This window comes from Pseudomonas flavescens (genome assembly GCF_013408425.1).
GTDB classification, from domain to species: domain Bacteria; phylum Pseudomonadota; class Gammaproteobacteria; order Pseudomonadales; family Pseudomonadaceae; genus Aquipseudomonas; species Aquipseudomonas fulva_A.
In genome coordinates this window covers 3658355-3682134 of record NZ_JACBYV010000001.1, presented here as the reverse complement: position 1 = coordinate 3682134, position 23780 = coordinate 3658355, and the positions used below count along the sequence as shown (strand labels likewise).

18 protein-coding genes are annotated in these 23780 nt (G+C 62.5%); 9 read left to right on the top strand and 9 right to left on the bottom strand.

From position 1 onward, the window contains the following. Window positions 1–102 precede the first annotated feature (102 nt). Window positions 103–354, bottom strand: a complete 252-nt coding sequence (locus FHR27_RS26960) for a hypothetical protein (protein WP_257027109.1) — start codon at window positions 352–354, stop codon at window positions 103–105. Window positions 355–587: 233 nt separating this feature from the next. Here FHR27_RS26960 and FHR27_RS16445 point away from each other — a divergent pair, with 233 nt between their 5' ends. Then, on the top strand, window positions 588–842 hold the full coding sequence (locus FHR27_RS16445) for a hypothetical protein (protein ID WP_179539088.1): 255 nt from the start codon (window positions 588–590) through the stop codon (window positions 840–842). 51 nt (window positions 843–893) lie between these two features. Here FHR27_RS16445 and FHR27_RS16440 read toward each other — a convergent pair whose 3' ends face one another. After that, window positions 894–1511, bottom strand: a complete 618-nt coding sequence (locus FHR27_RS16440; RefSeq protein ID WP_179539087.1) for a TetR/AcrR family transcriptional regulator — start codon at window positions 1509–1511, stop codon at window positions 894–896. A gap of 146 nt (window positions 1512–1657) precedes the next feature. Here FHR27_RS16440 and FHR27_RS16435 point away from each other — a divergent pair, with 146 nt between their 5' ends. The 4 genes from FHR27_RS16435 (at window position 1658) to FHR27_RS16420 (ending at window position 6164) form a co-directional block, all read left to right on the top strand. Further along, window positions 1658–2920 carry a serine hydrolase domain-containing protein gene (locus FHR27_RS16435; protein WP_179539086.1) on the top strand — a complete coding sequence of 421 codons (1263 nt, stop codon included), beginning with the start codon at window positions 1658–1660 and terminating at the stop codon, window positions 2918–2920. Window positions 2921–3050: 130 nt separating this feature from the next. Continuing rightward, the gene (locus FHR27_RS16430; RefSeq protein ID WP_179539085.1) at window positions 3051–4385 is read left to right on the top strand and encodes an alginate export family protein; all 1335 of its coding nucleotides are present in this window, start codon (window positions 3051–3053) and stop codon (window positions 4383–4385) included. Window positions 4386–4424: 39 nt separating this feature from the next. Further along, entirely contained in the window at window positions 4425–4913 is a 489-nt protein-coding gene (locus tag FHR27_RS16425; RefSeq protein ID WP_179539084.1) for a DUF3237 domain-containing protein, read from the top strand. Window positions 4914–4991: 78 nt separating this feature from the next. Beyond that, a complete protein-coding gene (locus FHR27_RS16420) occupies window positions 4992–6164 on the top strand; it encodes an MFS transporter (protein WP_179539083.1) in 1173 nt (390 codons plus the stop codon). A 141-nt stretch (window positions 6165–6305) separates the two neighbouring features. Here the strand turns inward: FHR27_RS16420 and FHR27_RS16415 are convergent, their stop codons facing one another. From FHR27_RS16415 to FHR27_RS16390, 6 genes are all read right to left on the bottom strand, one after another. Further along, window positions 6306–7916 carry a gamma-glutamyltransferase family protein gene (locus FHR27_RS16415; protein WP_042556392.1) on the bottom strand — a complete coding sequence of 537 codons (1611 nt, stop codon included), beginning with the start codon at window positions 7914–7916 and terminating at the stop codon, window positions 6306–6308. Between the two features lie 23 nt (window positions 7917–7939). Further along, entirely contained in the window at window positions 7940–9031 is a 1092-nt protein-coding gene (locus tag FHR27_RS16410) for a polyamine ABC transporter substrate-binding protein (protein WP_179539082.1), read from the bottom strand. Between the two features lie 19 nt (window positions 9032–9050). Next, entirely contained in the window at window positions 9051–9830 is a 780-nt protein-coding gene (locus FHR27_RS16405) for an amino acid ABC transporter ATP-binding protein (RefSeq protein WP_179539081.1), read from the bottom strand. A 1-nt stretch (window position 9831) separates the two neighbouring features. Beyond that, a complete protein-coding gene (locus FHR27_RS16400) occupies window positions 9832–10602 on the bottom strand; it encodes an amino acid ABC transporter permease (protein ID WP_042556395.1) in 771 nt (256 codons plus the stop codon). 11 nt (window positions 10603–10613) lie between these two features. Further along, complete coding sequence (locus tag FHR27_RS16395; RefSeq protein WP_179539080.1) at window positions 10614–11420, bottom strand: ABC transporter substrate-binding protein; 807 nt, start codon at window positions 11418–11420, stop codon at window positions 10614–10616. An 84-nt stretch (window positions 11421–11504) separates the two neighbouring features. After that, a complete protein-coding gene (locus FHR27_RS16390) occupies window positions 11505–12173 on the bottom strand; it encodes a GntR family transcriptional regulator (RefSeq protein ID WP_179539079.1) in 669 nt (222 codons plus the stop codon). A gap of 364 nt (window positions 12174–12537) precedes the next feature. On the opposite strand from FHR27_RS16390, the gene FHR27_RS16385 reads away from it, so the two are divergent. The 3 genes from FHR27_RS16385 (at window position 12538) to FHR27_RS16370 (ending at window position 22259) form a co-directional block, all read left to right on the top strand. Next, on the top strand, window positions 12538–13194 hold the full coding sequence (locus FHR27_RS16385; RefSeq protein ID WP_042556398.1) for a hypothetical protein: 657 nt from the start codon (window positions 12538–12540) through the stop codon (window positions 13192–13194). A gap of 196 nt (window positions 13195–13390) precedes the next feature. Beyond that, window positions 13391–13630 carry a hypothetical protein gene (locus FHR27_RS16380; protein WP_042556399.1) on the top strand — a complete coding sequence of 80 codons (240 nt, stop codon included), beginning with the start codon at window positions 13391–13393 and terminating at the stop codon, window positions 13628–13630. Between the two features lie 331 nt (window positions 13631–13961). Further along, on the top strand, window positions 13962–22259 hold the full coding sequence (locus FHR27_RS16370) for an autotransporter-associated beta strand repeat-containing protein (RefSeq protein WP_179539078.1): 8298 nt from the start codon (window positions 13962–13964) through the stop codon (window positions 22257–22259). Window positions 22260–22341: 82 nt separating this feature from the next. On the opposite strand, the gene FHR27_RS16365 is transcribed toward FHR27_RS16370, so the two are convergent. Next, window positions 22342–22698 carry a ribonuclease E inhibitor RraB gene (locus FHR27_RS16365; RefSeq protein ID WP_179539077.1) on the bottom strand — a complete coding sequence of 119 codons (357 nt, stop codon included), beginning with the start codon at window positions 22696–22698 and terminating at the stop codon, window positions 22342–22344. Between the two features lie 719 nt (window positions 22699–23417). On the opposite strand from FHR27_RS16365, the gene FHR27_RS16360 reads away from it, so the two are divergent. Continuing rightward, window positions 23418–23693: a hypothetical protein gene (locus tag FHR27_RS16360; protein ID WP_179539076.1), complete on the top strand. Its 276-nt coding sequence runs from the start codon at window positions 23418–23420 to the stop codon at window positions 23691–23693. Window positions 23694–23780 lie beyond the last annotated feature (87 nt).

Here is a 23780-nt window from a genome sequence, read left to right as displayed (position 1 = left end):
TGTGCTCGACCGGCCCGTGAGCAGTTGCGCCGGTCGGGTCCTGGGGCTGGTAGTCGGTAGGGAGGCGACTCGTTGAGAGATCGCCATCTTGCGATGCAATGATCAGGTTCGGTTGGCGTCGTCGTAGTCGGGACTCGTCTGCCCGATCTGCGGAGCTATCTCTCCTTTCGCGAGCCAGAGCGCGTAATGGGGATACAAGCTGACCAGCGCTTCAACCTCGCGGGTGCTGATTCGAGTCCGCTTGTCATAGCGCACAGTTCTCCAGCGAACTGCGCCGATTTCAGTCCTTTTGACCAGCTCGTCCAAGCCGGCCTTATCAACAAGCGCTCTAATGCGGTCGTCTATTGATTCCATAATATTCTGGTAATTTACTGTCGTAATATACAAATAACACTGCGATAGTTGTATATTACGAATGTGGGTTGGATAGTGGCTCGCGCTTGCTGCGTCCATGCTGCAGTGCAAACTCGCATAGTGCAGCAAAGGCCCACCCGATGGAAGGAACCCACCGGGCACACGCACTTGGCTATCGCGCAGGCTCAGCCAGTGGCCATTCGCAACCGGTATCAAGGAGGAGACCACACGCCATGTCCGATCAGACGCCATTGCCAGATGCAGCCCATGCCCTGGCCTATATGGGCAAGACGGTACTCGTCGAACTGCAGTGGGATGATGAACCCCGGTCATACTGGTATCGCGTGCACGTGGTGGGTGTCGTGCTACCGATGGCGGGCGTTTTCGACGAGGCCTACTTCATGACCAAGGCCGTCGATGACCCCAGCCCTTACCCGGACGAGCTGTTCTTTTCCGACATTCGCAGCATTCGGGCGATACGCCACTGACATCGCCAAGGCGCTGGCGACTGGCCCTCTGAATGGCGTGCGGCTCAGCCGTTAGCCAAGGTTGCGCATCCCTTCGAATATCAGCCGAGTGGTCGACCGGACGGTCTCTGCGTGGGCCGCCATGTCCATCTGTTCGCTGGAGGTGAGGCGCAGCAGTTGCAGGTGCGAATAGTCGTTGAGCAGAAAGGCTGCCAGCGTGACGTCCAGGTCTGGGCGCAGCTTGCCAGCGGCTTGCAGGTCACGCAGAACGGTGGCGATTTCGGCCTGCAGGCCGCTGTTCATATTCCGGTAGGCAGCCGGCAGACCGCTGTCGCCGCCTACCAGTACCAGGGGCAGCAATTCCTTCCAGAGCGCGGCTGGCAGCACGTCCAGGGCATAGCCCACCAGCAGGCTTTCCAGATGGCAGAGGGTGTCGACCGGGTCATCGAAATCGCGCATGCGCTTGCGCAGGTCGAGCATGGCTCGGCGGTCGGCCTCCTTGAGCATCTCGAGAATGATTTCCTGCTTGCTGCCGAAGTACTTGAACACCGTCGGCGCAGAAACACCGGCAACGCTGGCGATCTGTTCGATGGTGGTTTCTCGAAACCCCTGGCGCTGGAAGAGCGTCACGGCCGCCTGCGCAATGGCATTGCGGCGTAGTTCCTTCTGGCGCTCGCGCAATCCGCTCACCGTTGCTCCTCAGATACTGAATCGTTATCTCGATCATAGCTCGCTAAGCTTTTTATGGACAAATATTTTATTGACTAAAGAATTTATTAGGATTAATTATTTCCTCACATCTGTTCCAACGCAGAGCCATTTTCAGGATTCGTCAGATGAATCAGATTCTCGACCGCTCCCTCGCTTCGCTGTACCTGGAAGCCCACGCGGTGTGCAAAGCCGAACAGCAGCAAGCGACGCTGATGCAGGGGTTCCCTGCTGCTCCGCAGGCGCGGGTCACCTGGAAGAACTGGATGTTTCCGCCGTTCAACCGCTGGGGGTTTCGCAACCTGGCACGGCTCAGGCCGACGATCGATGTGGCGGCAGGTAGCGGCCCCGCCTCGCAGCTGCCGCAGGCGCCTGTGGCACTGGAGGGGCTGGCGTTCACGAGCGTTTGCGGGGTGTCGGTCAACGTGATCGAACACTTGCTGGCCAGCAAGACCGATGGGTTTCTGGTCATGCACAACGGTGCCGTGGTCTATGAGCGCTACTTCAACGGCCAGGGAGCGGATGATCGACACATCATGTTCTCGGTGACCAAGTCGCTGATTGGCGTACTCGGCGAGCAGCTCGTGCAGCAAGGGCTGCTCGACCCGGATGCCCAGGCGCAAGACTACGTACCCGAGCTGCGTGGCGGAGCCTTTGCCGATGCGACGGTGCGCCAGTTGTTTGATATGGCGGTGGGGATCGCCTACAGCGAGGTGTACGACGATCCCAGTTCGGAAAGCTCGCAGTACGGCTATGCCTGCGGTTTCCAGCCTGCGCCCGCCGAGTACGCTCAGTTCCAGTCGCTCTACCAGTACCTGCCATCGCTGCAGAAACGTGGTGAACACGGCGGTTTCTTCCATTACGTGACCGCCACCACCGAAGCTCTGGCGTGGGTGATGGAGCGGGCCAGCGGTGTCGCCTGCGACAGGCAGTTGCAGGCCATCTGGGCGCAGCTGGGCTGCGAGCGTGATGGTTATTTCATGGCCGACCCATGGGGGCGGGCGGTTGCCGGCGCCGGCTTCAGCGCCACGCTGCGCGACATGGCCAGGTTCGGCCTGCTGCTGGCGAACGAGGGCGTTGTCGATGGCCGTCAGCTGATCGCCGCAGAGGCGATCAAGGCCATTGCCGAGGGGGGCGATCGCGAGATCTATGCCGGCAACAAAGAGTTTTCCAAGTGGACGCCAGGCGCGTCATACCGCAGCCAGTGGTACGTGTTCAACGACCATGGCCGGGCCTTGATGGCGGGGGGGATCCACGGTCAGTACCTGTTCGTCGACCTTGCCGCTCAGGTGGTGATCGTCAAGCAGTCGTCGCTGCCCGAAGCGGTCACTGACCTGGATGCGGACAGCGTCCGCATGCTCAGAGCCATTGCTGCAGAACTCAGTCACTGACACCTATCGATTAGAAGATCACGGAGCGCCGGCCTGCCTGCGTTCCCACCTGCTGCGTCAGGTGTTCAGTGGCCAACTGCGCCACTTTTTACTGCCCTGTAATACAAAAATAACGGCACAGGAGCTTCACATGCACACGGCAAAACGCGTTCCCTGCGTGCTACTCGCACTCGGGCTTCCATTGGCCAGTCAGTCGACCCTGGCTGGCTATGCCTTCGAGCAAGGTAACCTGAAAGGTGAGGTCAACCTCACTGCTGGCGGCGCGACCGTCAGCACTCGCGGCGTGAATTTCGGTGCTGGCCGCACCGACATCCGCAGCGGACGCAATGACGGCAAGAAGGTCGACTGGCAAGAGTTCTACATCAAGCCGGGCGTCACGCTGGACTACTCGCTCAACGAGAGCGTAGGGCTGATAGCCGGTGGTTCGGTGATAGCGGCAACCACCCTTGGCGATGGCGACGCCGGCGGCAATACGCGTAGCTCCGACGGTGACCTGGCGACCGAGGAACTGTACGCAGGGCTGCGCGCCGGTGACTGGAAGTTCACCGCCGGCCGCCAGAACTACATGATCGGCAGCGGCTTCATCGTCATGGATGGCAACCTCGATATGTTCGACGATGGGGCCTACTGGCTGGGCCCCAGAACCGCTTTCAAGGATTCGGCGATCCTCGCCTGGAGCCATGGCGGGCTGCAGTCCCAGGCGTTCAGCTTGCGCACCGATGACCGGATGGGCAACTTCCGCATGACGGGCGCCAACCTCGACTATGACCTCGACGGCCAGGTCACGCTCGGTGCCATGGCCATGAAGGTCGATTCCCTGGCGAGCAAGGGCACCAACCGTAGCCGCCGCGATGGCATGCAGGTCTATAACGTACGTGCCTTGCGCGGCAAGATTCCCGGGGTACCGGCATTGACGCTGAATGCCGAGTACGCCGTCGAACGGGGTAGTGGCGAGGGCGTCGATTACGATGCCAGCGCCTGGTACGCCCAGGCCGATTACCTGTTCGACTCGGTGCCATTCACGCCCACGCTCGGTTATCGCTATGCCGAGTTTTCCGGCGATGATGACCTCACCGACAACAAGCAGAAATCCTGGGATCCCTTGAGCAAGGGCTTCATCGACTGGAGCACCTGGCTGGTAGGCGACGTGGTTGGCAACTACTTGCTGTTCAACAGCAACGAGCGGGTTCAGCAGTTCTCGATCAAGAATCGCCTATCCGAGACCTTCACCCTGGGGGCCATCCACTACCAGTTCTGGCTGGACGAAAAGAACTTCCAGGGGGCACCGGTGAGCGATCGGCGATTCGCCGATGAGACCGTGGTATTTCTCGACTGGACGCCGACGCCGCGCTTCTACAGCTCTCTGTCTTACAACTGGGTCACGGCCAAGTCCGCTGCCAGGCAGGTGTTCGGAGACGACGAGCGCTTCAGCGCCGTTGAACTCTACTTCACGTATCGCTACTAGCCGAGCCAATGATGCCCTTGTCGGGCAGAGGAGTGCGTGATGACGACCACAGCGCAAACCGGGCTCGCCGTGCCGGCCCTGGAGTGGGTGATGACCTTGCAGGTGATGATTGCCGAGGCCGATGACATGGGGCCATGCGAGGGCGGGCAGCGAAGCAATTTCCGGATACTTGGCGGGCGCTTCGACGGGCTGGATATTCAAGGCGAGGTGCTCGCCAGCGGCGCCGATTTCTATCTCCAGCGTGGCGATGGCGTTGGCCAACTGGATGCTCGCTACAGCCTGCTCACCGATAGGGGAGAGCTGATCAATATCCGTAATACCGGCCTGCTGGTCCTGGACGATGAGGGGCGGCGGCTCGAGGCCCAGGGCATCTGGCCCGTGCCGCAGCAGGCGTACCGCTGCACCTGCTCGCCGCGATTTCAGGTGCCACGGGGGCGCCTCGAGTGGCTGACCCGTAGCGCGTTCATCGGGCAGGCGACCTATCCCCGAGCGAACCAGGTGCTCATCCACTGCTACCGACTTGCCTGAGCGAATTTCCCCAATCGGGATCCATGGATTTTCTGAAGCGGGCATGCGCGTTCGACGCCTTGCCGGCGGGTACGAATAATGAACATCAGTCATCCAGCTGCCATGCGCGCAGCGTGCATTTTCATCGCCGCAGCCTCGATTCTGGCCATCGGTGTGCAACCCATCTTCATGGGGCTTTTGACGGAGCGTCTGACACTGACGCTATCTCAGCAGAGTTGGGTCATGTCGGCCGAGATGTGCGCGTCCATCTTCGGAACCTTGCTGTACCTGCCGATGATCCGTTTTCTCGGCCCACGAACCATCGCCTTGAGCGGCGCTGTGCTGCTTCTGGCCGCTAACCTGTTCACCGCCAGTGTGGCCCAGTTGGATACTCTGATGCTGCTGCGCTTCGTTTCGGGAGTCTGTTCCGGGGTGCTGTATTCCTACGCGATCTATTGCCTGGGCAGGATGAGCGGCCAGGATCGCTCCTACGGCATTCTGCTGTTCGTGCAGACTGGCATGTTCTCCTTCAGTGCTGCGGTGTTGCCGATGATCGCCGAGGTCAAAGGCTTCTACGGGGCGATCTACTACCTTTCGGGCTGGTTCGCCCTGGTGTGCCTGGCGTGCTTCTGCCTGCCGACCAGGCAGAGCGAGGAAGAGCAGCGGGTATCCACCGATCGCCTGTTCTCCGGGCTGACGGTCATCGGTGTCTGCTCGTTGCTCGGCATGCTGTTCCTGCAACTGTCGATCTACTCGCTGTGGGGCTTCGTCGAGGGCATCGCCAGTGACGCGGGCGTGGCCCCGGTCGATATCGGCTGGGCCATCAGCGTTGGTCTGCTCGGCGGCCTGCCCGGTGCGGCGCTGCCCAGCCTGCTGGGGCGTCGCCTTGGCCGCGTGCCGATGATTTTCACCGGTTCGCTGGCCGTGCTGGTTTCGGTGTACATGTTCGCGTCGAGTATCCACGCTGCCATGGATCTGGCACTGGCGGTGTTCCTGATGAACTTCGGCTGGAACCTGGCCTTGTCCTACTACATGTCTTCGGTGGTGACCCACGACCCCAATGGCCGCCTGACCAAACTGGTCGGTGTGGTGCAGGTGTCCGCTGCGGCTGCAGCGCCCACCCTGCTGGGGTTCATCATCGAGGGCAACGATCGGCACAGCATCTTCATCCTCTCTTCGAGCGCCATTGTGATTGGCTGTCTGTTGATGATCGTGATGCTCGCGCTTGGCCGAAAGGGCGTCCGTGAAAAGCGCCTCGACTTCTCCTCCTGAGTCAGGCCGCTTACCGGCATTTCAGGCAGGGCAACGAGTGGTGCGAGCGATAACGCTGAGCGGCTTCTTCAGCCGCAGTGAGGGGCATCCGGCGCCGACCGGATGGGCCGCCAGGGCAGGCACAAGCCCTGACGGCAGGCGTTACCAGGCGGCGATGTGCGAGTCGGCCCGTGGCTCGGTGCCGCCGCACAGAACGCCGGTTCGCGGGTCGCGAACGATGATCTGCCCGCGACCGTAGTCGGTCGAGTCACAGGCGATCTGCACGTCGTGGCCCATTCTGCTCAGCGCGTTGGCCAGGTCCCGGGAGGCGGCCTGTTCGATGCCGACCTTCATGCCGCCCAGCCATTGCCAGCGAGGCGCGTCGAGAGCCGCCTGCGGGTTGAGGCCGAAGTCCACCAGGTTCATGACCATCTGCACGTGCCCTTGCGGTTGCATGTAGCCGCCCATCACCCCGAACGGGCCGATGGCTTCGCCGCCTTTGGTCAGGAAGCCGGGGATGATGGTGTGGAAGGTCTTCTTGCCCGCCGCCAGGCAGTTGGCGTGCTGCGGATCGAGGCTGAATTCCTGGCCGCGGTTCTGCAGGGCGATGCCGCTGTCGGGCAGCACCACACCGGAGCCGAAGCCGTGGTAGTTGCTCTGAATGAACGACACCATGTTGCCTTGCGCGTCGGCCGTCGCCAGGTACACGGTGCCGCTGGCGTGGGGATCGCCATGGGCCGGGGCAAGCGCCTGCTCACCGATCTGCCCGCGCCGCCGCTCGCTGTAGGCGTCGCTCAGCAGGTCGGCTACCGCCACGCGCATGTGCAGGGGGTCGGTGATGTAGTGCAGGCCGTCACTGTAGGCCAGCTTCATGGCTTCCAGCTGGCGGTGCCAGGTGCGCTTGCTGTCGCGGTGATCGAAGTCGAAGCCTTCGAGAATCTTCAGCGCCATCAGGGCCACCAGCCCCTGTCCGCTCGGTGGGATTTCCCAGACATCCACGCCCCGATAATTGACGTGGATCGGCTCCACCCACTGCGCTCGATAGGTCTCGAGGTCAGTGGCGCGCAGATAACCACCGGTGGCCCTGGCATGAGCATCCAGACGCTGCGCCAAGGCCCCGCGATAGAAGCTTTCGCACTGGCTGCTGGCCAGTTCTTCGAGGGTGCGCGCTTGCGCCTCGTTACGGAAAATTTCCCCCGCCCTCGGCGCCCGGCCATCGATCAGGAAGGTGTCGAACCAGGCGTCCAGTGCTGCATCACGATGCGGGCTGAATTCGTCCAGCGCGATCTGCCATTGGTGGGCGACCACCGGCGACACCGGGAAGCCGCCTCGCGCCAGACTGATGGCCGGTTGCAGCAGGTCGGCGAAGGGCAGAGCGCCGAAGCGCTGCGACAGCTCGGCCCAGGCCGAAGGGCAGCCCGGTACGGTGACTGGCGTCCAGCCATACAGCGGCATCTGCTCATGCCCGGCAGCCTTCACGGCCTCGATGCTCAGGCCCGCGGGGGCATGGCCGTTGGCGTTGAGGCCATGCAGTTGGCCCTTGCACCAGACCAGCGCGAAAGCATCGCCGCCCAGGCCGCAGCCGGTGGGTTCGACCACGGTGAGTGCGGCCGCCGTGGCGATGGCGGCGTCGATCGCGTTACCACCTTTTTGCATGATTTCGATGCCGGCCTGGGCGGCCAGCGGTTGAGAGGCGGCGACCATGCCACGATGGGCGAAGACGCTCTGGCGTTGCGAAGGGTAGGGGTATTCGTGGGCAGAGAATTTCAACATGGCGGAAGCTCTTCGAAACGGATTCATTGGCCGGATTTGATCCGGTTCCATTCACGGGTGATCAGGCGCTGGATGTTTTCCGGCAGGTCGGCGGAAACGAACGTTCGGCCGATCACGTCATCGCTGGGGTAGACCCCGGGATCGCCGCTGACCTTGGGGTCCATCAACGCCGTGGCGTCCTTGTTGGGGTTGGCGTAGCCCACGTAGTCGCTGATTGGCGCGATCACGTCGGGGCGCAGCAGGTAGTTGATCAGTGCATGTGCGTTGGCGACGTTGCCGGCATCCTTGGGGATCGCCAGCATGTCGAACCAGAGGTTCACCCCCTCCTTGGGGATCAGGTAACGGATATCGGTGTGCTTGCCGGCTTCCTTGGCGCGGCTGCGCGCCTGGATCACATCGCCGGAGTAACCGATGGCCACGCAGATATCGCCATTGGCCAGGTCGGCGGTGTATTTCGACGAGCTGAAGTAGGTCACCGAGGGGCGCAGGGTCGTGAGCAGCTTGGCGGCCTGCTTGTAATCCTCGGGCTTGACGCTGTTGGGGTCCAGGCCGAGGTAGAGCATGGCCTGGGGAATGATCTTCACCGGTGCGTCGAGAAAGGCCACCCCGCAGTTTTTCAGCTTGGCCAGGTTCTGCGGGTCGAAGACCATGGACCAGGAGTCCAGTTGCACGTCCTTGCCGAGTACGGCACGAACTTTTTCCTCGTTGTAGCCGATGCCCACGGTGCCCCACATGTAGGGCACGGCGTAGCGATTGCCCGGGTCGGCCGCTTCCAGGCGCTCCATCAGGCGCGGGTCGAGGTGCTTCCAGTTATCCAGCAGTTCGGGTTGCAGCGGCTGGTAGGCACCGGCGCGAATCTGCTTGGACAGGAACTGGCTGGAGGGCACCACCACGTCATAGCCGGAGCGCCCGGAGAGCAGCTTGGCCTCGAGCATTTCGTTGGTGTCGAAGATGTTGTACTGGGCCTTGATGCCGCTGTCTTTCTCGAAGTTCTTCAGCGTCTCGGGGCCGATGTAGTCCGACCAGTTGTACACCTTCACCACCAGTGCGGCGGCCAGTGCCATGGGCGCAACGGTGGCACAACACAGTGCTGCGAACAGTTTCGATAAACGCATCGTCATCTCCTGATAAGGCTCACAGCACGCGGCTGAGAAAGGCTTGAGTGCGAGGATGGGTGGGGTTGCTGAAAATCTGTTGCGGCGGGCCTTCTTCGATCAGTTCGCCCTGGTCGAGCACCACGACCCGATCGGCCACTTCGCGGGCGAAGCCCATTTCGTGGGTGACCACCACCATGGTCATGCCCTGCTCGGCGAGCTGCTTCATCACCTGCAGCACTTCGCCGACGGTTTCCGGATCCAGGGCGCTGGTGGGTTCGTCGAAGAGCATGGCCTGGGGTTTCATCGCCAGCGCCCGGGCGATGGCCACGCGCTGCTGCTGGCCACCGGAAAGCATCGACGGGTAGTGATCGGCCTTGTCCGCCAGGCCCACTTGGGCGAGCAGGGCGCGGGCCTGTTCGAGGGCCGCCTTGCGGGCAACGCCCAGTACCTGGATGGGCGCTTCGATGATGTTTTCCAGGGCGGTCATGTGCGGGAACAGATTGAAGCGCTGAAATACCATGCCGATGTCGCGGCGCTGCCGAGCGATGTTGCGCTCGCTGTCGCGCACCAGCGAACCGTCGGCACGCTCGCGGTAGCCCATCGGCTGGCCATTGACCCGAATGCGCCCGCTCTGGATCTCTTCGAGCAGGTTGATGCAGCGGATGAAGGTGGTCTTGCCGGAGCCCGAGGCGCCGATCAGTACCACCACTTCGCCGCGCTTCACCCGCAGTGACACGCCTTTGAGGATTTGCAGGTCGCCGAAGGACTTGTGGATATCCAGGGCCTCGATGACCGACTCCTGACTCGTGCTGTGCATCTCAACGCCCCCTCAGAAGTTTTGCCGTGTAGCTGCCGAACAGTCGCTTCGAGGCCGTGGCGGGGCGCCGGTCGGATTGCCCGAAGCGCCGCTCCAGCCAGCTCTGGAAGAAGCCCCAGAGCGTCGTCAGCAGCAGGAAGTAGATCGCCACCACCAGGTACAGCTCGAACACCCGGAAGGTGGCCGAGGTGATCATCTGGGTACTGAGCAGCAGCTCCTGCACGCCGATCACGCTGACCAGCGTGGTGTTCTTGAGCATCACGTTGAACTCGTTGCCCAGCGGCGGCACGATGACCCGGAACGCCTGGGGCAGCACGATGCGGCGCATGAGTTTGGCGAAGGTCATGCCCAGCGAACGCCCGGCTTCGTACTGACCCTTGTCCACCGCCGCGATGCCGGCACGAATGATTTCCGCCATGTAGGCGCCTTCGTTGAGGCCCAGGGCGATGATCGCTGCCTGGATGTTGCCAGGGATCACCACCCAGCCGAGGTCGATGTCCTCGAAGCGGAAGATGCCGCCGGCGGCGAGGGCCGTGTAGAGGAACACGATCTGCACCAGCAGTGGCGTGCCACGCATCAGCCAGACGTAGAAACGCACCGGGTACTGCAGCAGCGGGTTGCCCGACAGGCGCATCAGGGCCGCGATCAGCCCCAGCACGCAGCCCAGGGTCATGGACAGAACGGCGATCACGCAGGTCAGCCACAGGGCGTTCAGGTAAACGTCACTGGGCTGCAGCAGGTACTGCCAGAATATGTCCCAATTGAAATTCATCGATCCGCTCCTCAGTCCAGCTTGTCGCTGTCGACGTGCCACTTGCCGAGCAGCTGTGCATAACTTCCGTCAGCACGCATGTCGGTGATCACCTGCTGGACGGCGGCGGAGAGTTGCGGGTCGTCCTTGCGGATGCCGATGCCGGTGAGGATGCGACCGAACGCCGGTACGCCTTCCTGAAACAGGTCCGGCGCCATGGCAGCGTAGTAGCCTGCGGTTTCCACCGTGGTGCCATAGGCGTCTACCTGGCTGATGCGCAGAGCCTGGAAGGCATCGGTGTCGGTGTTGTAGACCACCAGCTTCATGGGCGGCTTGCCGGCCTTGGCGAGTGTCTCGTTCTCGGCGTCGAGCAGGGTCTTGATGGTCGAGCCGTTCAGCACGGCGACCTTGTGACCGGACAGGTCGTCCAGCGCCTCGATGCCCTTCGGGTTGCCCTTGGGGACCACCACCGATTGACTGGAGTACATGTAATTGACGATGTCGATGACCTCGCGCCGCTCCGGCTTGTCGAACAGCTGATCGACGATCAGGTCGCACTGGCTGGCCAGCAGGGCAGGCACCAGCCCGGAGAAGGGAATGACACGCCACGCCACCTGCTTGTCACCCAGCCGTTTGGCGATCTGCAAACCAAGGTCCACGGCGAGCCCTTGCGGTTTCTGCGCCGCGTCGAAGGACACCAGCGGTGGGGAGTCCATCCCGGAGCAATAGGTCAGCTTGTCGGCATCTTTCAGGCGATCGGGCACCACCACGGCGGCCGATGCGAACGAGGAGGCCAGACCGAGGGTGACCGCGGCGATGAGGGAACACGAAGGGCGCATGGTGAAACTCCGTTTGCTGTTGATGGGGAGGGCAGCAGTCAAGAAGTTCGGCTGGGCGAGACCCGCTTCGGGTCGGCCCGTTTTTTATTGTTCGGCTTGCAGAAAAAGAGTCAGTGCCGGCAGCGTGCCTTCGATGTGTCCGCGGATCACCCGCTCGGCGAGGTCCGCGTCGCGGGTGCGCAGCGCTAGCAGAATCTGTTCGTGTTCTTCACGGCCGCTCAGCGGCTTGTCGCCATGTTCGAGCCAGAGGCGCATCGGTGCCTCGATCAGCGAGTAGAGCGCCACGATCTGCTTCATCAGCCGCGGGCGTTCACTGAGGCTGCACAGGTATTCGTGGAAGTTGCGGTGCCGCACGACCCATTGCGCGGTGTCGTCGCGGCACTCGTCCATGTCATCGAGCAGCCGCTCCAGAATGGTCAGGTGCCGCTCGGTGACCTTGCTAGTCGCAACGCGTATCGCCAGGCCTTCCAGGGCACTGCGCATCTCGAAGACTTCGTTCATCTGCTCGATGTCCAGACCACTGACGATGGCCCCGCGATTGGGTCGCAGGGTGACCAGCCCTTGTGCATCCAGGCGCCGAAACGCCTCGCGCACGGGCATGCGGCTGGTGCCTATTTCAGTGGCGATGTCCTCGGCCACCAGGCGGTCACCCTTGCGGTAACGACCCGCGCAGATCGCCGCGAGCAGAAAGTTGTAAGCCTCTTCTTCGGCGGTAACGGGCTGGCGGTGGGTGTAGAGCGGAGCGCTGTGCATAGGCTTTCCTGAATAAATGTATCCAATTATCCGTTTATCCAAACAAAGCAATTAGTGAGCCACAGGTGCTCGTCCGAGTGTTTGTGCTGGCGCAACAACGGGTTAGCCAATGGTGGTGGGTGGCGCGCCTGGCATTGGGCAAAGGCGAGGTGTCACCTAATGAAGCAACAGGTGGCGAGGTGCACGTTAATCGGGCACTGGGGGTGGGAGAGGTGGCGGGCGGTAACACCGGCAGGGCCGGTCATGTCGAGGCTGCATAGCGCTCGCGTGCGTGAACCGCGCATTGCGGAAGGTGATCCACGCAGGCATATCGAGTAGCCTTGCAGCTCTTTTTCGGTTGGATCGGTCTGTAGGGAGTCGAGCATTGAGTCACAAGAGCAAAGCGATCCTCTGGGGCAGCCTGGGCCTGAGCCTGTTGCTGTCGGTTGTCGCGCTTCGTCTGTTCTCCGTCTGGGCGACGACGCTGCCGCTGGACGTACCGATCCGCCTCGATGAAGGCGCCACCCTGGAATTTCCGGTCAAGGCCCGAACGCTCGAGTTCGATACCCTGGCCGTGGTGTTCTCCACCGATGAGCTGCCGCTGTATACCGTGCGCAAGCTGTCCGGCGGGCCGATCTGGGAAAACGAACAGTGGGTCGAATACCCACCCGCCCCGATGACCCTGGCGTGGAAGCTGCGCACACCGGCAGGCGAACTGATCTCTGCGGGGCAGGGCGACGTGGCCCAGGAGCTCACCAGCTACGGCAGCAACGAGATCACCCGCGCTGTCTCGCACATCCCCATGGAGCCAGGGGACTACAACCTCGAGGTGAACGTGCTGACGCCCGATGCGCGCTTTGGCGAAGTGGCCACGCGCCTGGTGATCGTGGCGGAAGGTAAAGGCAGAACCTGGCAGTCCAACGTCGCCTGGTGGGGCTCGATCATCTCCGGCGTGCTGCTGATCCCGCTGATGGTCATCTGCGGCCTGCTGACCCTGCACAACTTCACCCGCTGGCGTTACGGCGCGCCTGCTGCGGATTGAAGGGCGAGCGCCGCACCGCTGCAGGATGGAAAGCGTGTTTGTAGGCGTCGCCCTGGCGCGATGCGATGCTAGCCAGCGCATCGCGCCCGTGATCGCCACCCATCGTTGCCGTCCGTCGAAGCCATGGCACTTCATCTCCACCCGTGCCTTCAGATTCATAGGTGCGGATGTTCCGCGCCGACACGGGAGATCTGTCATGACAGTCGAAGACAACAACGGCCCGGAAGCGCCTTACCAGGGCCCATCACGCAAGACGCCCGACGCTGGCCAAGGCCACGGCTCCGGGCTCGACGATGCCGAGTCCGAGCCCAAGCAGGGCGCTGACGAGTCCGAAGCCAAAAAGCACCGCGTCGACTGGACGCCCCCGCCCGGCAACCCCGGCTCCGATCAGGATGCGATGACCGATCGGGAAGAAGGCAGCGCCAAGACCGACTGATCGCAGAACGTCAGTGAGCCGCAAGCCCAGCCAGTGTGCTGGGCTTTTTCGTTTCTGGTTTGGCGGATCGATACCCTTGGCTTACAGGTGGCTCGAGTGACCCTCCGAAATACTCAGAAGGCTGGCCGAGGCATGCCTCCCGAGAGTTATTCGATCACAGGCCTCACATGCCTTTGCCTGCCGGTCGTCGCAAAAGGAGACGCCACCTTAAATATAAATGGCCAAGCGCTACCATTTTTCATTTTTGCTGCTGTATTTAAGCGACGGTTTGTTCACTCAGTCCCGCATGACTCCATCGGGAGTGTTTTCAAACTACAAGGAAGTGGTCGCAATGAATCACGTATTTGCGTTGGTATGGAATGCTTCGTTGGGTTGCTGGGCGGTCACTCATGAGCTCAGCAAGCGTTGCCGCAAGGGCTCCCGACGGTCAGGCAAGTTGGCGTTGGCCGCGCTGCTCCTCGGCGCGGGATTCAGTCCAACCGCCTTTGCTACCTGCAGCACCAGCGGATCGACGGTTACCTGCACCGGTGTGCCGAGCCTGCCGCTGTTTCTCAACAACTTCTCCAGCGCTACCAGCGGCCTGACGGTCAACGTCAACTCCGGCGCGCAGATGAATGCGACCCTCGGCGGCCACGTGATGGACCTGACCGGGGTGAACATTTCCCTGAACAACTCCGGCACTATCGATCCGGCGCTACTGGGGCTGGTCTCGGTGTTGAGCGGCGGTGCGTTCATCGGCACCGGCGCAACAAGCACGGTCAGCGTGCTCAACAATGCCAGCGGTATCATTCGCGGCACGGGCATGCTGCTGGGCCTCAACCTGACCAGCATCGACGGCTTGGGCATCGCCGTGAACAATGCCGCTGCCGGTACCACCACCATCACCAACAACGGCACCATCACCTCAACCGGTTTGTCTGTCGGTGGCATCACCCTGGCCGATACGCCGGTGATTGGCGTCTACGGTGGCTCGCAAGTCAGCATGACCAACAGCAGCACCGGCGTCATCAACGGTCGTGTTGCGTTCGAGACGTCAGCGGCAGGCAATACCTTCACCAACGCGGGTGCTATTACTGGCGGTGTCTCGATGGGCGCGGCGAGCACCAACACCTTTACCGCGGTGACCGGTTCCTCGGTGCAGGTCGGAGACGGCGTGCAGATCAGTGTAGGTCTGGGTGGACTGATCGGCATCAACCTGACCTTCGCCCCGACCGGCACGGTCGATGGCGGCGCCGGCGGCACCAACAGCCTGATCCTGCAAAATCCGGTCGGCGTCGGCGGTGGCACCACCGGTGTCGGCACTGCCTCGAGCGCCACTTACGTCAACTTTAACAACCTGACCCTCAACAGTGGCACCTGGACCTTGCAGGGGCCTCTGGTCAGCGGCGCGACCACGCTCAATGGCGGTGTCGCCCAGTTCAACAACAGCGCCACCTTCGGCAGCGGCGTGATCACCTCCAACGGCGGGATTCTGCAGGCGAGCAATGCCGGGTTGAACATCGGCAATATGATTTCCCTCGGCGCTGGCGGCGTGACGCTGCAAGGCACCAACGCGACCACACTGAGCGGGGTGATTTCCGGCAGTGGTGGCCTGACCAAACTCGGCGTCGGCCAGTTGAACCTCAGCGCTGCCAACACCTATCTGGGCAATACCACGCTCAATGGCGGTACGGTGCAGGTCAGCAACAATCAGGCTTTAAGTACCGGCACCCTCAACGTCACCGGCGCGACAACGCTGAGCGCACCGGGCACGATCAACCTGGCCAACGCCATCAGCCTCGGCGGCACATTGACGGCTGGCGGCACGGGAGCACTGACGCTCGGCGGCCTGATCAGCGGCAGCAGCGGCCTGACCAAGACCGGCGCATCCAGCCTGACCCTCAATGGCAACAACACCTACACCGGCACCACGGCGCTGAATGCCGGTTCGCTGGTGGTCGGCTCCAACACCGCACTCGGCACCGGCGCACTGAACGCGTCGAATGGCACCTCGCTCAATGCCAGCACTGCTGCCACCCTGGCCAACAACGTCAACCTCGCCGGCACTCTAATCCTGGGGGGGACCAATGCGTTGACCCTCGGTGGCGTGGTCGCCGGTGTCGGTGGGCTGACCAAGAATGGCGCTGCCGACCTGACCCTCAACGGCGCCAACACTTATCTTGGCAACACCGCGTTGAACACTGGCAAATTGATTGTCGGCAGCAACACAGCACTGGGTTCCGGAACGTTGAACACGGCGAGCAACACCACGCTGGATGCCAATACGGCCGTCAGCCTGAACAATGCCGTGGCGCTCGCCGGTGCCTTGAACATCGGCGGCACGGCGAATGTGACCCTGACCGGGCTGGTCAGCGGCGCTGGCCGTCTGGTGAAAGACGGCGCGGCCAATCTGATTCTCAACGCTGCCAACAACTACCTCGGCGGCACCACGCTGAACGCCGGTACGCTGACAGTCGGCAACAGCTCGGCGCTGGGCGTCGGTGCGTTGACCGTTGCTGGCGCTGCAACGCTGGACGGCAACTCGCCGCTGGTCAGCCTCAACAACGTCGTCGTCCTGAATGCCGCGTTGACCGTTGGCGGCACGCAAAACCTCACGCTCGGAGGCGTCACCAGCGGCACTGGCCAACTGATCAAGAACGGCGCAGCCAATCTGACCGTCAACGGCAACAACACCTTCAGTGGCGGTACCACCCTCAATGCCGGCACGCTGACGTTGGGTAACGCTAGCGGTTTGGGCAGCGGGGCGCTGATCGTTGGTGGCGCGGCAGCACTTGATAACAGTGCCGCATTCGGTATCGGCAATGCGTTGACGCTCAACGCTGGGCTGACCGTCGCGGGCAACAATGACCTTAGCCTAAACGGCATCATTGACGGCGCCGGCAGCCTGACCAAAAACGGGTTGTCCGACCTGACCCTAGCCGGCAACAATGCCTTCACTGGCGCGCTGGATATCGTGTCCGGCAGCGTCACTACCCTCAACAACAATGCGCTGGGCAACACCTCTGGCGTCAACGTCAGCGCTGGCGCCGGCCTCAATCTGGGCAGCGATGCCAGCCTCGGCGCACTGACCGGCAGCGGTAGTGTGCAGCTCACCGGCAGCAACACGCTGACCGTCGGCAGTGGCAACGTCACCAGCACATTCGACGGCGACCTCAGTGGCAGCGGCGGCCTGATCAAGGTCGGCACGGGTACCCTTAACCTCACTGGGATCAACGGCATCACAGGCAACACCGCGATCAACGGCGGCATCGTCGATCTCAGCGGTTCGCTGGCCAGTGCGCAGGTCAACGTCAACACCGGCGGTACCCTGACCGGCACCGGTTCGGCGATTGGTAGTGTCAACGTCAATAGCGGCGCTCATCTGGCATTGTCGTCGGGCAACCTACTGTCCGCCAGTGCGCTGACCCTCGCGGCTGGCAGCAACGTCGATGTGGCGTTGGGCACACCGTCGACCACGTCGCTGATGAACGTTGGCGGTAACTTGACCCTCAACGGTAATCTCAATGTCACCGATGCCGGCGGTTTTGGCGTCGGCGTATATCGCCTGTTCAACTACACCGGCGCCCTGACCAATCTGGGCCTCGATGTCGCCAGCGTGCCGGTTGGCTACGGCCTCGGCGATCTGGTGGTGCAGACTGGCATAGCCAATCAGATCAACATTCAAGTGTCGGCACCGAACGTCAACATTCGTTACTGGGACGGCAGCCAGACCATTGCCAACGGCGTGGTCGATGGCGGCAGCGGTATCTGGAGTGCGGTCGGCACTAATTGGACCGATGCCAATGGTCTGGTCAATCAGCCGTGGGTAGGCGACTTCGCGGTGTTCCAAGGCACCGCCGGCACCGTGACGGTGAACGGCACGCAAGCGTTCACCGGCATGCAATTCCTCACCGATGGCTACAACGTAGTCAACGATGCGGCGGGGCAACTGACGGCGTTCAACGGCACAGGCGGCACCACTTCGTTGCGCGTTGATCCGGGTGTGACGGCGACCATCAACGCCAATATCGATGGCAGCGGCATTCTCAATAAACTCGACGCAGGCACCTTGGTGCTCGGCGGTGCCAACGCTTATACCGGTGGTACGCAACTGGACGGCGGCAGGATCATCGTCGGTAGCAACACCGCGCTCGGCACCGGCACGCTGACGGCCAATGCCGGCACGCAACTGGACAGCAACGCAGCGGTGACTCTGGCCAACGCGGCGGCGCTCAATGGCAACCTCACCGTGGTCGGCAGCAATGCCCTGACCCTCGGCGGCGTGATTGGCGGCACCGGCGGCCTGATCAAAAACGGCGTGGCCAACCTGATCCTCGGCGGCAGCAATACCTTCCTCGGCCCGGTGGCGCTGAACGCCGGTGGACTGATTCTGGCGTCGAACTCGGCGCTGGGCTCCGGCACATTGAATGCGGCGGGCGGCACCACGCTGGACGCCAGCGCCGGGGTCTCGCTGAACAACGCGGTCAACCTCGCCGGCAATCTCGGCATTGGCGGCACGGCGGATCTGACGCTTGCCGGCACGGTCAACGGTGCCGGCAGCCTGAGCAAAAACGGCGCGGCCAACCTGACTCTGAGCGGCAACAACAGTTTTCTCGGTGGCATCATCCTGAACGCTGGCAGCCTGTCCGTTGGCAGCAACTCGGCGCTGGGCCTGGGCAACCTGACCGTGGCGGGCGCCTCGGCGCTGGATAGCAACAGTGCGCTGAGCCTGGGCAACAGCGTCGTGCTCAACGCCAACCTGAGCAACACCGGCAGCAACAACCTGACCCTTGCAGGTGTGGTCAGCGGTGCGGGCGGATTGATCAACAATGGCGCGTCGAACCTGACCCTCAACGGCATCAACACCTATAGCGGCGGTACCACGCTGAACGCCGGTACGGTGACACTCGGCACTGGAGCCTCGATGGGTTCCGGCGCACTGACCGTGGCGGGTGCATCGACCCTCGACAATTCAGCACCGCTGGTGCTCGCCAATAACGTCAACCTCAACTCCAATCTGAGCTTGGCCGGCAACAACAACCTGACCCTCGGCGGTGTGGTCGCAGGGGCTGGCACGTTGACCAAGAATGGTCTGGCCGATGTGACGTTGAGCGGTAACAACACCTTCAGCGGCACCTTCGATGTGCTGTCCGGCAGCCTCACCACCCTCAGCGGCACGGCGCTGGGCAACGATTCCACGGTCAATCTTGGCGGTGGCGCGGCGCTCAATCTCGGCGCATCGGCCGGCCTCGCCAGCCTGACGGGCAGCGGTACCACGCTGATCGGCACTGGCAATACACTGAGCGTCGGCGGCAGCAACGTCAGCAGCACTTTCGCCGGCGTTCTCAGCGGTGACGGCGGTTTGACCAAGCTGGGCACTGGCAGCGTGACCCTGAGTGGCATCAGCGACCTGACCGGCGATGCCAACGTCAATGCGGGGACCTTGCAGGTCAACGGTTCGCTGGCCAGTAGCAATGTGCTGGTCAACAGCGGCGGTACCCTCAGCGGTAGCGGCGCAGTGACTGGCGCCGTGACGGTGGCCGATGGCGGTAATCTGGCTGGCGTGACCGGCAGCACCCTGTCGGTGGGTTCGCTGGCGTTCAGCGCTAACTCGAACTTCGATGTCGGCCTCGGCACTCCGGTGTCCGGTGGCGGCAATGCACTGGTCAACGTAGGCGGCAACCTGACCCTCGACGGTACCCTCAACGTCAGCGACATCGGTGGTTTCGGCAACGGCGTGTACCGCCTGATCGACTACACCGGCGGCCTGACCGACAACGGCATGCTTATCGGCACCGTACCGGGCAGCGTCAGCACAGGCGACCTGCAGCTACAAACCGCGCAGGCCAATCAGATCAACCTGCTGGTCACCGTGCCGGGCGTTACTGTGCAGTTCTGGGACGGCAATCAACTGGTCGCCAACGGGGCGGTCGATGGCGGCAGCGGTGCATGGGGCACCGGCACCACCAACTGGACCGACGTCAACGGCACCAGCAATCGGGTCTGGACCAGCAACTTCGCTGTATTCCAAGGCGCGGCGGGTAGCGTGACAGTCAACGGCGCGCAAACCATCACCGGCATGCAATTCGTCACCGACGGGTACAGCCTGCAGAACGGTACCGCGGGTTCGCTGAACCTGCTCAACGGTTCGTTGGGCAACGCCTCGGTGCGCGTCGATCCGAACGCCACCGCGACCCTCGGGGTAGCGCTGAACGGTACGGGGACCCTCGGCAAATACGACGCTGGCACCCTGGTGCTCAGCGCCGCCAACGGCTACACCGGCGGCACTGCGCTCAATGGCGGCAAGCTCGTGGTCGGCGACAATGCGGCGCTCGGCACCGGTGTGCTGACAGCGGCCAACGGCACTGCGCTGGACAGCAGTGCCAACGTCAGCCTCGCCAACGCTGTGGTGCTCGACGGTGGGTTGAACCTCGTCGGCTCCAACGCCCTGACCCTCGGCGGGGGCATCAGCGGCACCGGCAGCCTGATCAAGACCGGTAGCTCAGCGCTGACCCTCAGCGGCAACAACAGCTACAGCGGTGGCACCTTGCTCGGTGCTGGAACCCTGGTGGTCGGTAGCAATGCGGCCTTGGGGACCGGAGCACTGGTCACCGTCAGCGGCACCACCCTGGACAACAGCACCGTCATCGACCTGGCCAACGCATTGGAACTCAACGGCAGCCTGACACTGGCTGGTAGCAATGACCTGACCCTCAGCGGTGTTATCAGTGGCAACGGCGCGTTGAACAAGCAGGGCACCACTGAGCTGACCCTGAGCGGCAACAACACCTTCGGCGGCTCGCTGAATATCTTCAACGGTACCTTGCACCTGATTGGCAATACTGCCCTGGGCAACGCCGATCTGAACGTTGCCACGACTGCCTCGGTCAGCGTCGGTGGGCTCAATAAAGTCGACGCCCTCAGTGGTTCGGGAGCGCTCGCGCTGGCGGCAGGCAGCACGCTGCAAGTGGGCACCGGCGGGACCAGTAGTGTCTATGACGGCTCGATCAGCGGGGCTGGTCAATTGACCAAGGTCGGTACTGGCAAGCAGGTACTCAATGGCAATTCGACGATCGATGACGGCACCACCGTAGTCGAGGGCAACCTGATTGTCGGCGGAGCAGCGGGCTCTACGGCCACCCTGGCCAGCGACATCGGGGTCACTCAGGGCGCCATGCTTGGTGGTCACGGTATCATCATCGGCAACGTCAACCTGGCCAGTGGTGCGACTCTCGATCCGGGTAACTCCATCGGTACCCTCAGGATCAACGGCGACCTTAGCCTCAACAGCGGCTCTACACTGATCATCGAAGCAGAACCTGACGGTCGCTCCGACCGAGTCATCGCCACCGGTATCGTCTCCCTGGGCGGCGCGAACCTCAGTGTTCTGGCGGGTGCTGGAAACTGGGCGTCGAACACCCAATACAACATCATTCAGGCCGCCAGCCTCAACGGTACCTTCGGCAGCGTCAGCAGCAACCTGGCCTTCCTCACGCCACAGGTGGCATACACGGGCAACAGTGCGACGCTGCTTCTGAACCGCAACGACATCGCCTTCGCCTCGGTTGCACAGACCGACAACCAGCGTGCCGTGGCCTCCTCACTCGATGTCGCTGGCGCGGGTAGCGTGTATGACGCAGTCGCGGTGTTGAGAGCCGATCAGGCGAGCCTTGCATACGACAGCTTGTCTGGCGAAATCCACGCCAGCACCCGCGGCGCGATGTTCGATGACAGCCGCCATGTGCGTGATGCCATTGGTACGCGCCTGCGCAATGCGCAGAGCCAGGCACCGAGCGAAGGCGTGCTGCATGTCGATGCGGACAGCGGCATGACCTTCTGGGTGCAGGGCTACGGCAGCTGGGGTGACAGCAACGGCAACCGCAATGTCGCCGACCTCGACCACAATACCCAGGGCGCATTGCTGGGTATCGACATGCCGCTGAACGACACCTGGCGTGCTGGCCTGGCTGCGGGTTACGGCAACAGCGATCTGGATGCCGATGCGCGCAACTCATCGGCCAAGGTCGACAGCACGTCGCTGACGGCCTATCTGGGAGGGCAGTGGGATGCACTGCATCTGCGCGTGGGCGCCTCGCATGCCTGGAGCGACGTGGACAGCAGCCGCCACGTCAAGGTCGGCAGCCTGGAGGAGCATGTCAAAGCCGACTACAACGTTGGCACCACTCAGGTGTTCGGCGAGTTGGGCTATGAGATCAAGGCGGGTGACCTGGCGCTGGAGCCTTTCGTCGGCCTGGCCCATGTCGAAGTCGACAGCGACAGTTTCCGCGAAACAGGTGGCAGCACGGCGCTGAGCGGCGATAGCGAGAAGGCGCGTGCAACCTATTCCAGCCTTGGCCTGCGTGCCAGCACCCCAGCAGCTAGCGTGGCCGGGGTGCCGCTGAGTGTGCAGAGCAGCCTGGCGTGGCAGCACGTGCTCGATGAGCCAAGTGAAAGCCGCCGCCTTGGTCTGGCTGGCAACGACAGCTTCAGCGTCAAAGGCGTACCGGTGAGCCGAGACACCGCGGTTCTACAACTCGGTGTCAGCGCCAGGATCGCTCCGCAAGCGAGTCTTGACCTGGGTTACTCCGGGCAGGTCGGCGATGGTTACCAAGACCACGGTGTTCGTCTGGGGCTCAATATCGCGTTCTGAGCACAGAGCCTGCGCGGTGCAATGCCGCGCAGGCAGTGGCTACCTCGTTACGAGGTGCAACCCTCGGCCACCGGCTCCTGCCTCACTCGACGATCTCCGCCCCCCAGCCGTCATATACCGCCCCGTGTCGTTGCGCCAGGGACTCGAACCGCTCCGAAAGCTGAATCAGGGCATGCAGCTCAAGCACCATCGTGCGTATGGCAATCACTTGATAGGCCGGGTTTGACTGCTCAGGGGCGTAGATCTGCACGCTGTAGTCGAGGTTTGCCAGCTCGGTTGCCAGCGCGTGAGCCGCCGACTCTTTCTCGACCTCGAAGACGAACTCAGGCACATGCGGTTTTCTCAAATCCGCCCCGGCCTGCGCCATCTGCAGCAACACACGTGCATCAGGATCATCGTTTCCTTGAAGGGGTGCCAACAGTTCTGCAGGTGTAGTCATGGGAGGCCTGATATCGGGTTAAAGGGCGGGCTCTGGGGCGACCCGGATAACAGCAGAATATAGAAGCGATTCGTACAGGCATGGCACAAATTTCAGCTGCTTGTGCGCGCCCTCTCGTTATTCGGTGTGCGGCGTTGAAAGGGCGGATTTGTTTGCGGCTGACAGGACGGTACGTGAAAAGATCGGCCTCTTTCGCACTGACGGATTGGCATGAAAGCAGTATGAGGGGCAGGCTGATTGCCGCAAAGACAGCAACTCCCAAAGCCGGCAAGCGAGCCGGAATTTTCATTTATGTCTTTTACCAACTACTGCCGATGCGTCTGGTTCAGCGCGCCGGTTTCCTATCCATATTGCAACCTTTACGCGGAGGGCGCTGGCTTGCCCTCGAGCATTCCCCACGCTACCCTGCGCGCGTCGCTGTAAATCCAGCGACCGGGTTTTGCAGCCCGATCACACAAAGGCGCACAGGCGCCACCGTTCGACAGCAGGCGTTTTTTTGTGCCCGCTGTTTCGCTTTATGGTGGCTGTGCGCAGGGCGCTTTCGAGCGCGCCGGGTTCCTTTGTGTCCGGTCTGCAAACCTGCGTACAGCCGCCACCCAATCCTGTTTTGCAGCAGGTCGTGGCGGTTCCTCACACAAAGGAGCATCAAGCCATGAAGCACACCCACGCCCCCAATCCGTCCGCACGCTGCCATCCTGAATTCAAGGAGGGCCAGCATCATGACTGACTTCATCCCACTCTCCAGCAATCCAACCACCACTCCCGTACTACTGATCGACACCAGCCATTCCTACATCGACCTGCACGAAAGCGCCCAGCAACGCCTCAGCGCAGTTCGCGGCCTGCTGCACAGCCTCGCCGCCATGACCATCGCCCATGCTGACGCCATGGACGTACAAAACATCAGCGCAGCCGCCCACCTGCTTACCGAAGATGCCTGCGATCTGGTGAAGGCCGCGCATAAGGCGGCGATGCGGGAGAGGTGTCGGAGGTAAGGAGTGGGGCGGGTAACCACCGGCAAGCAGGTCCCGCATGAGTATTGGGCTGCATCACTGGCGTCCGCTGGGGCCTGCCGCAGCGGC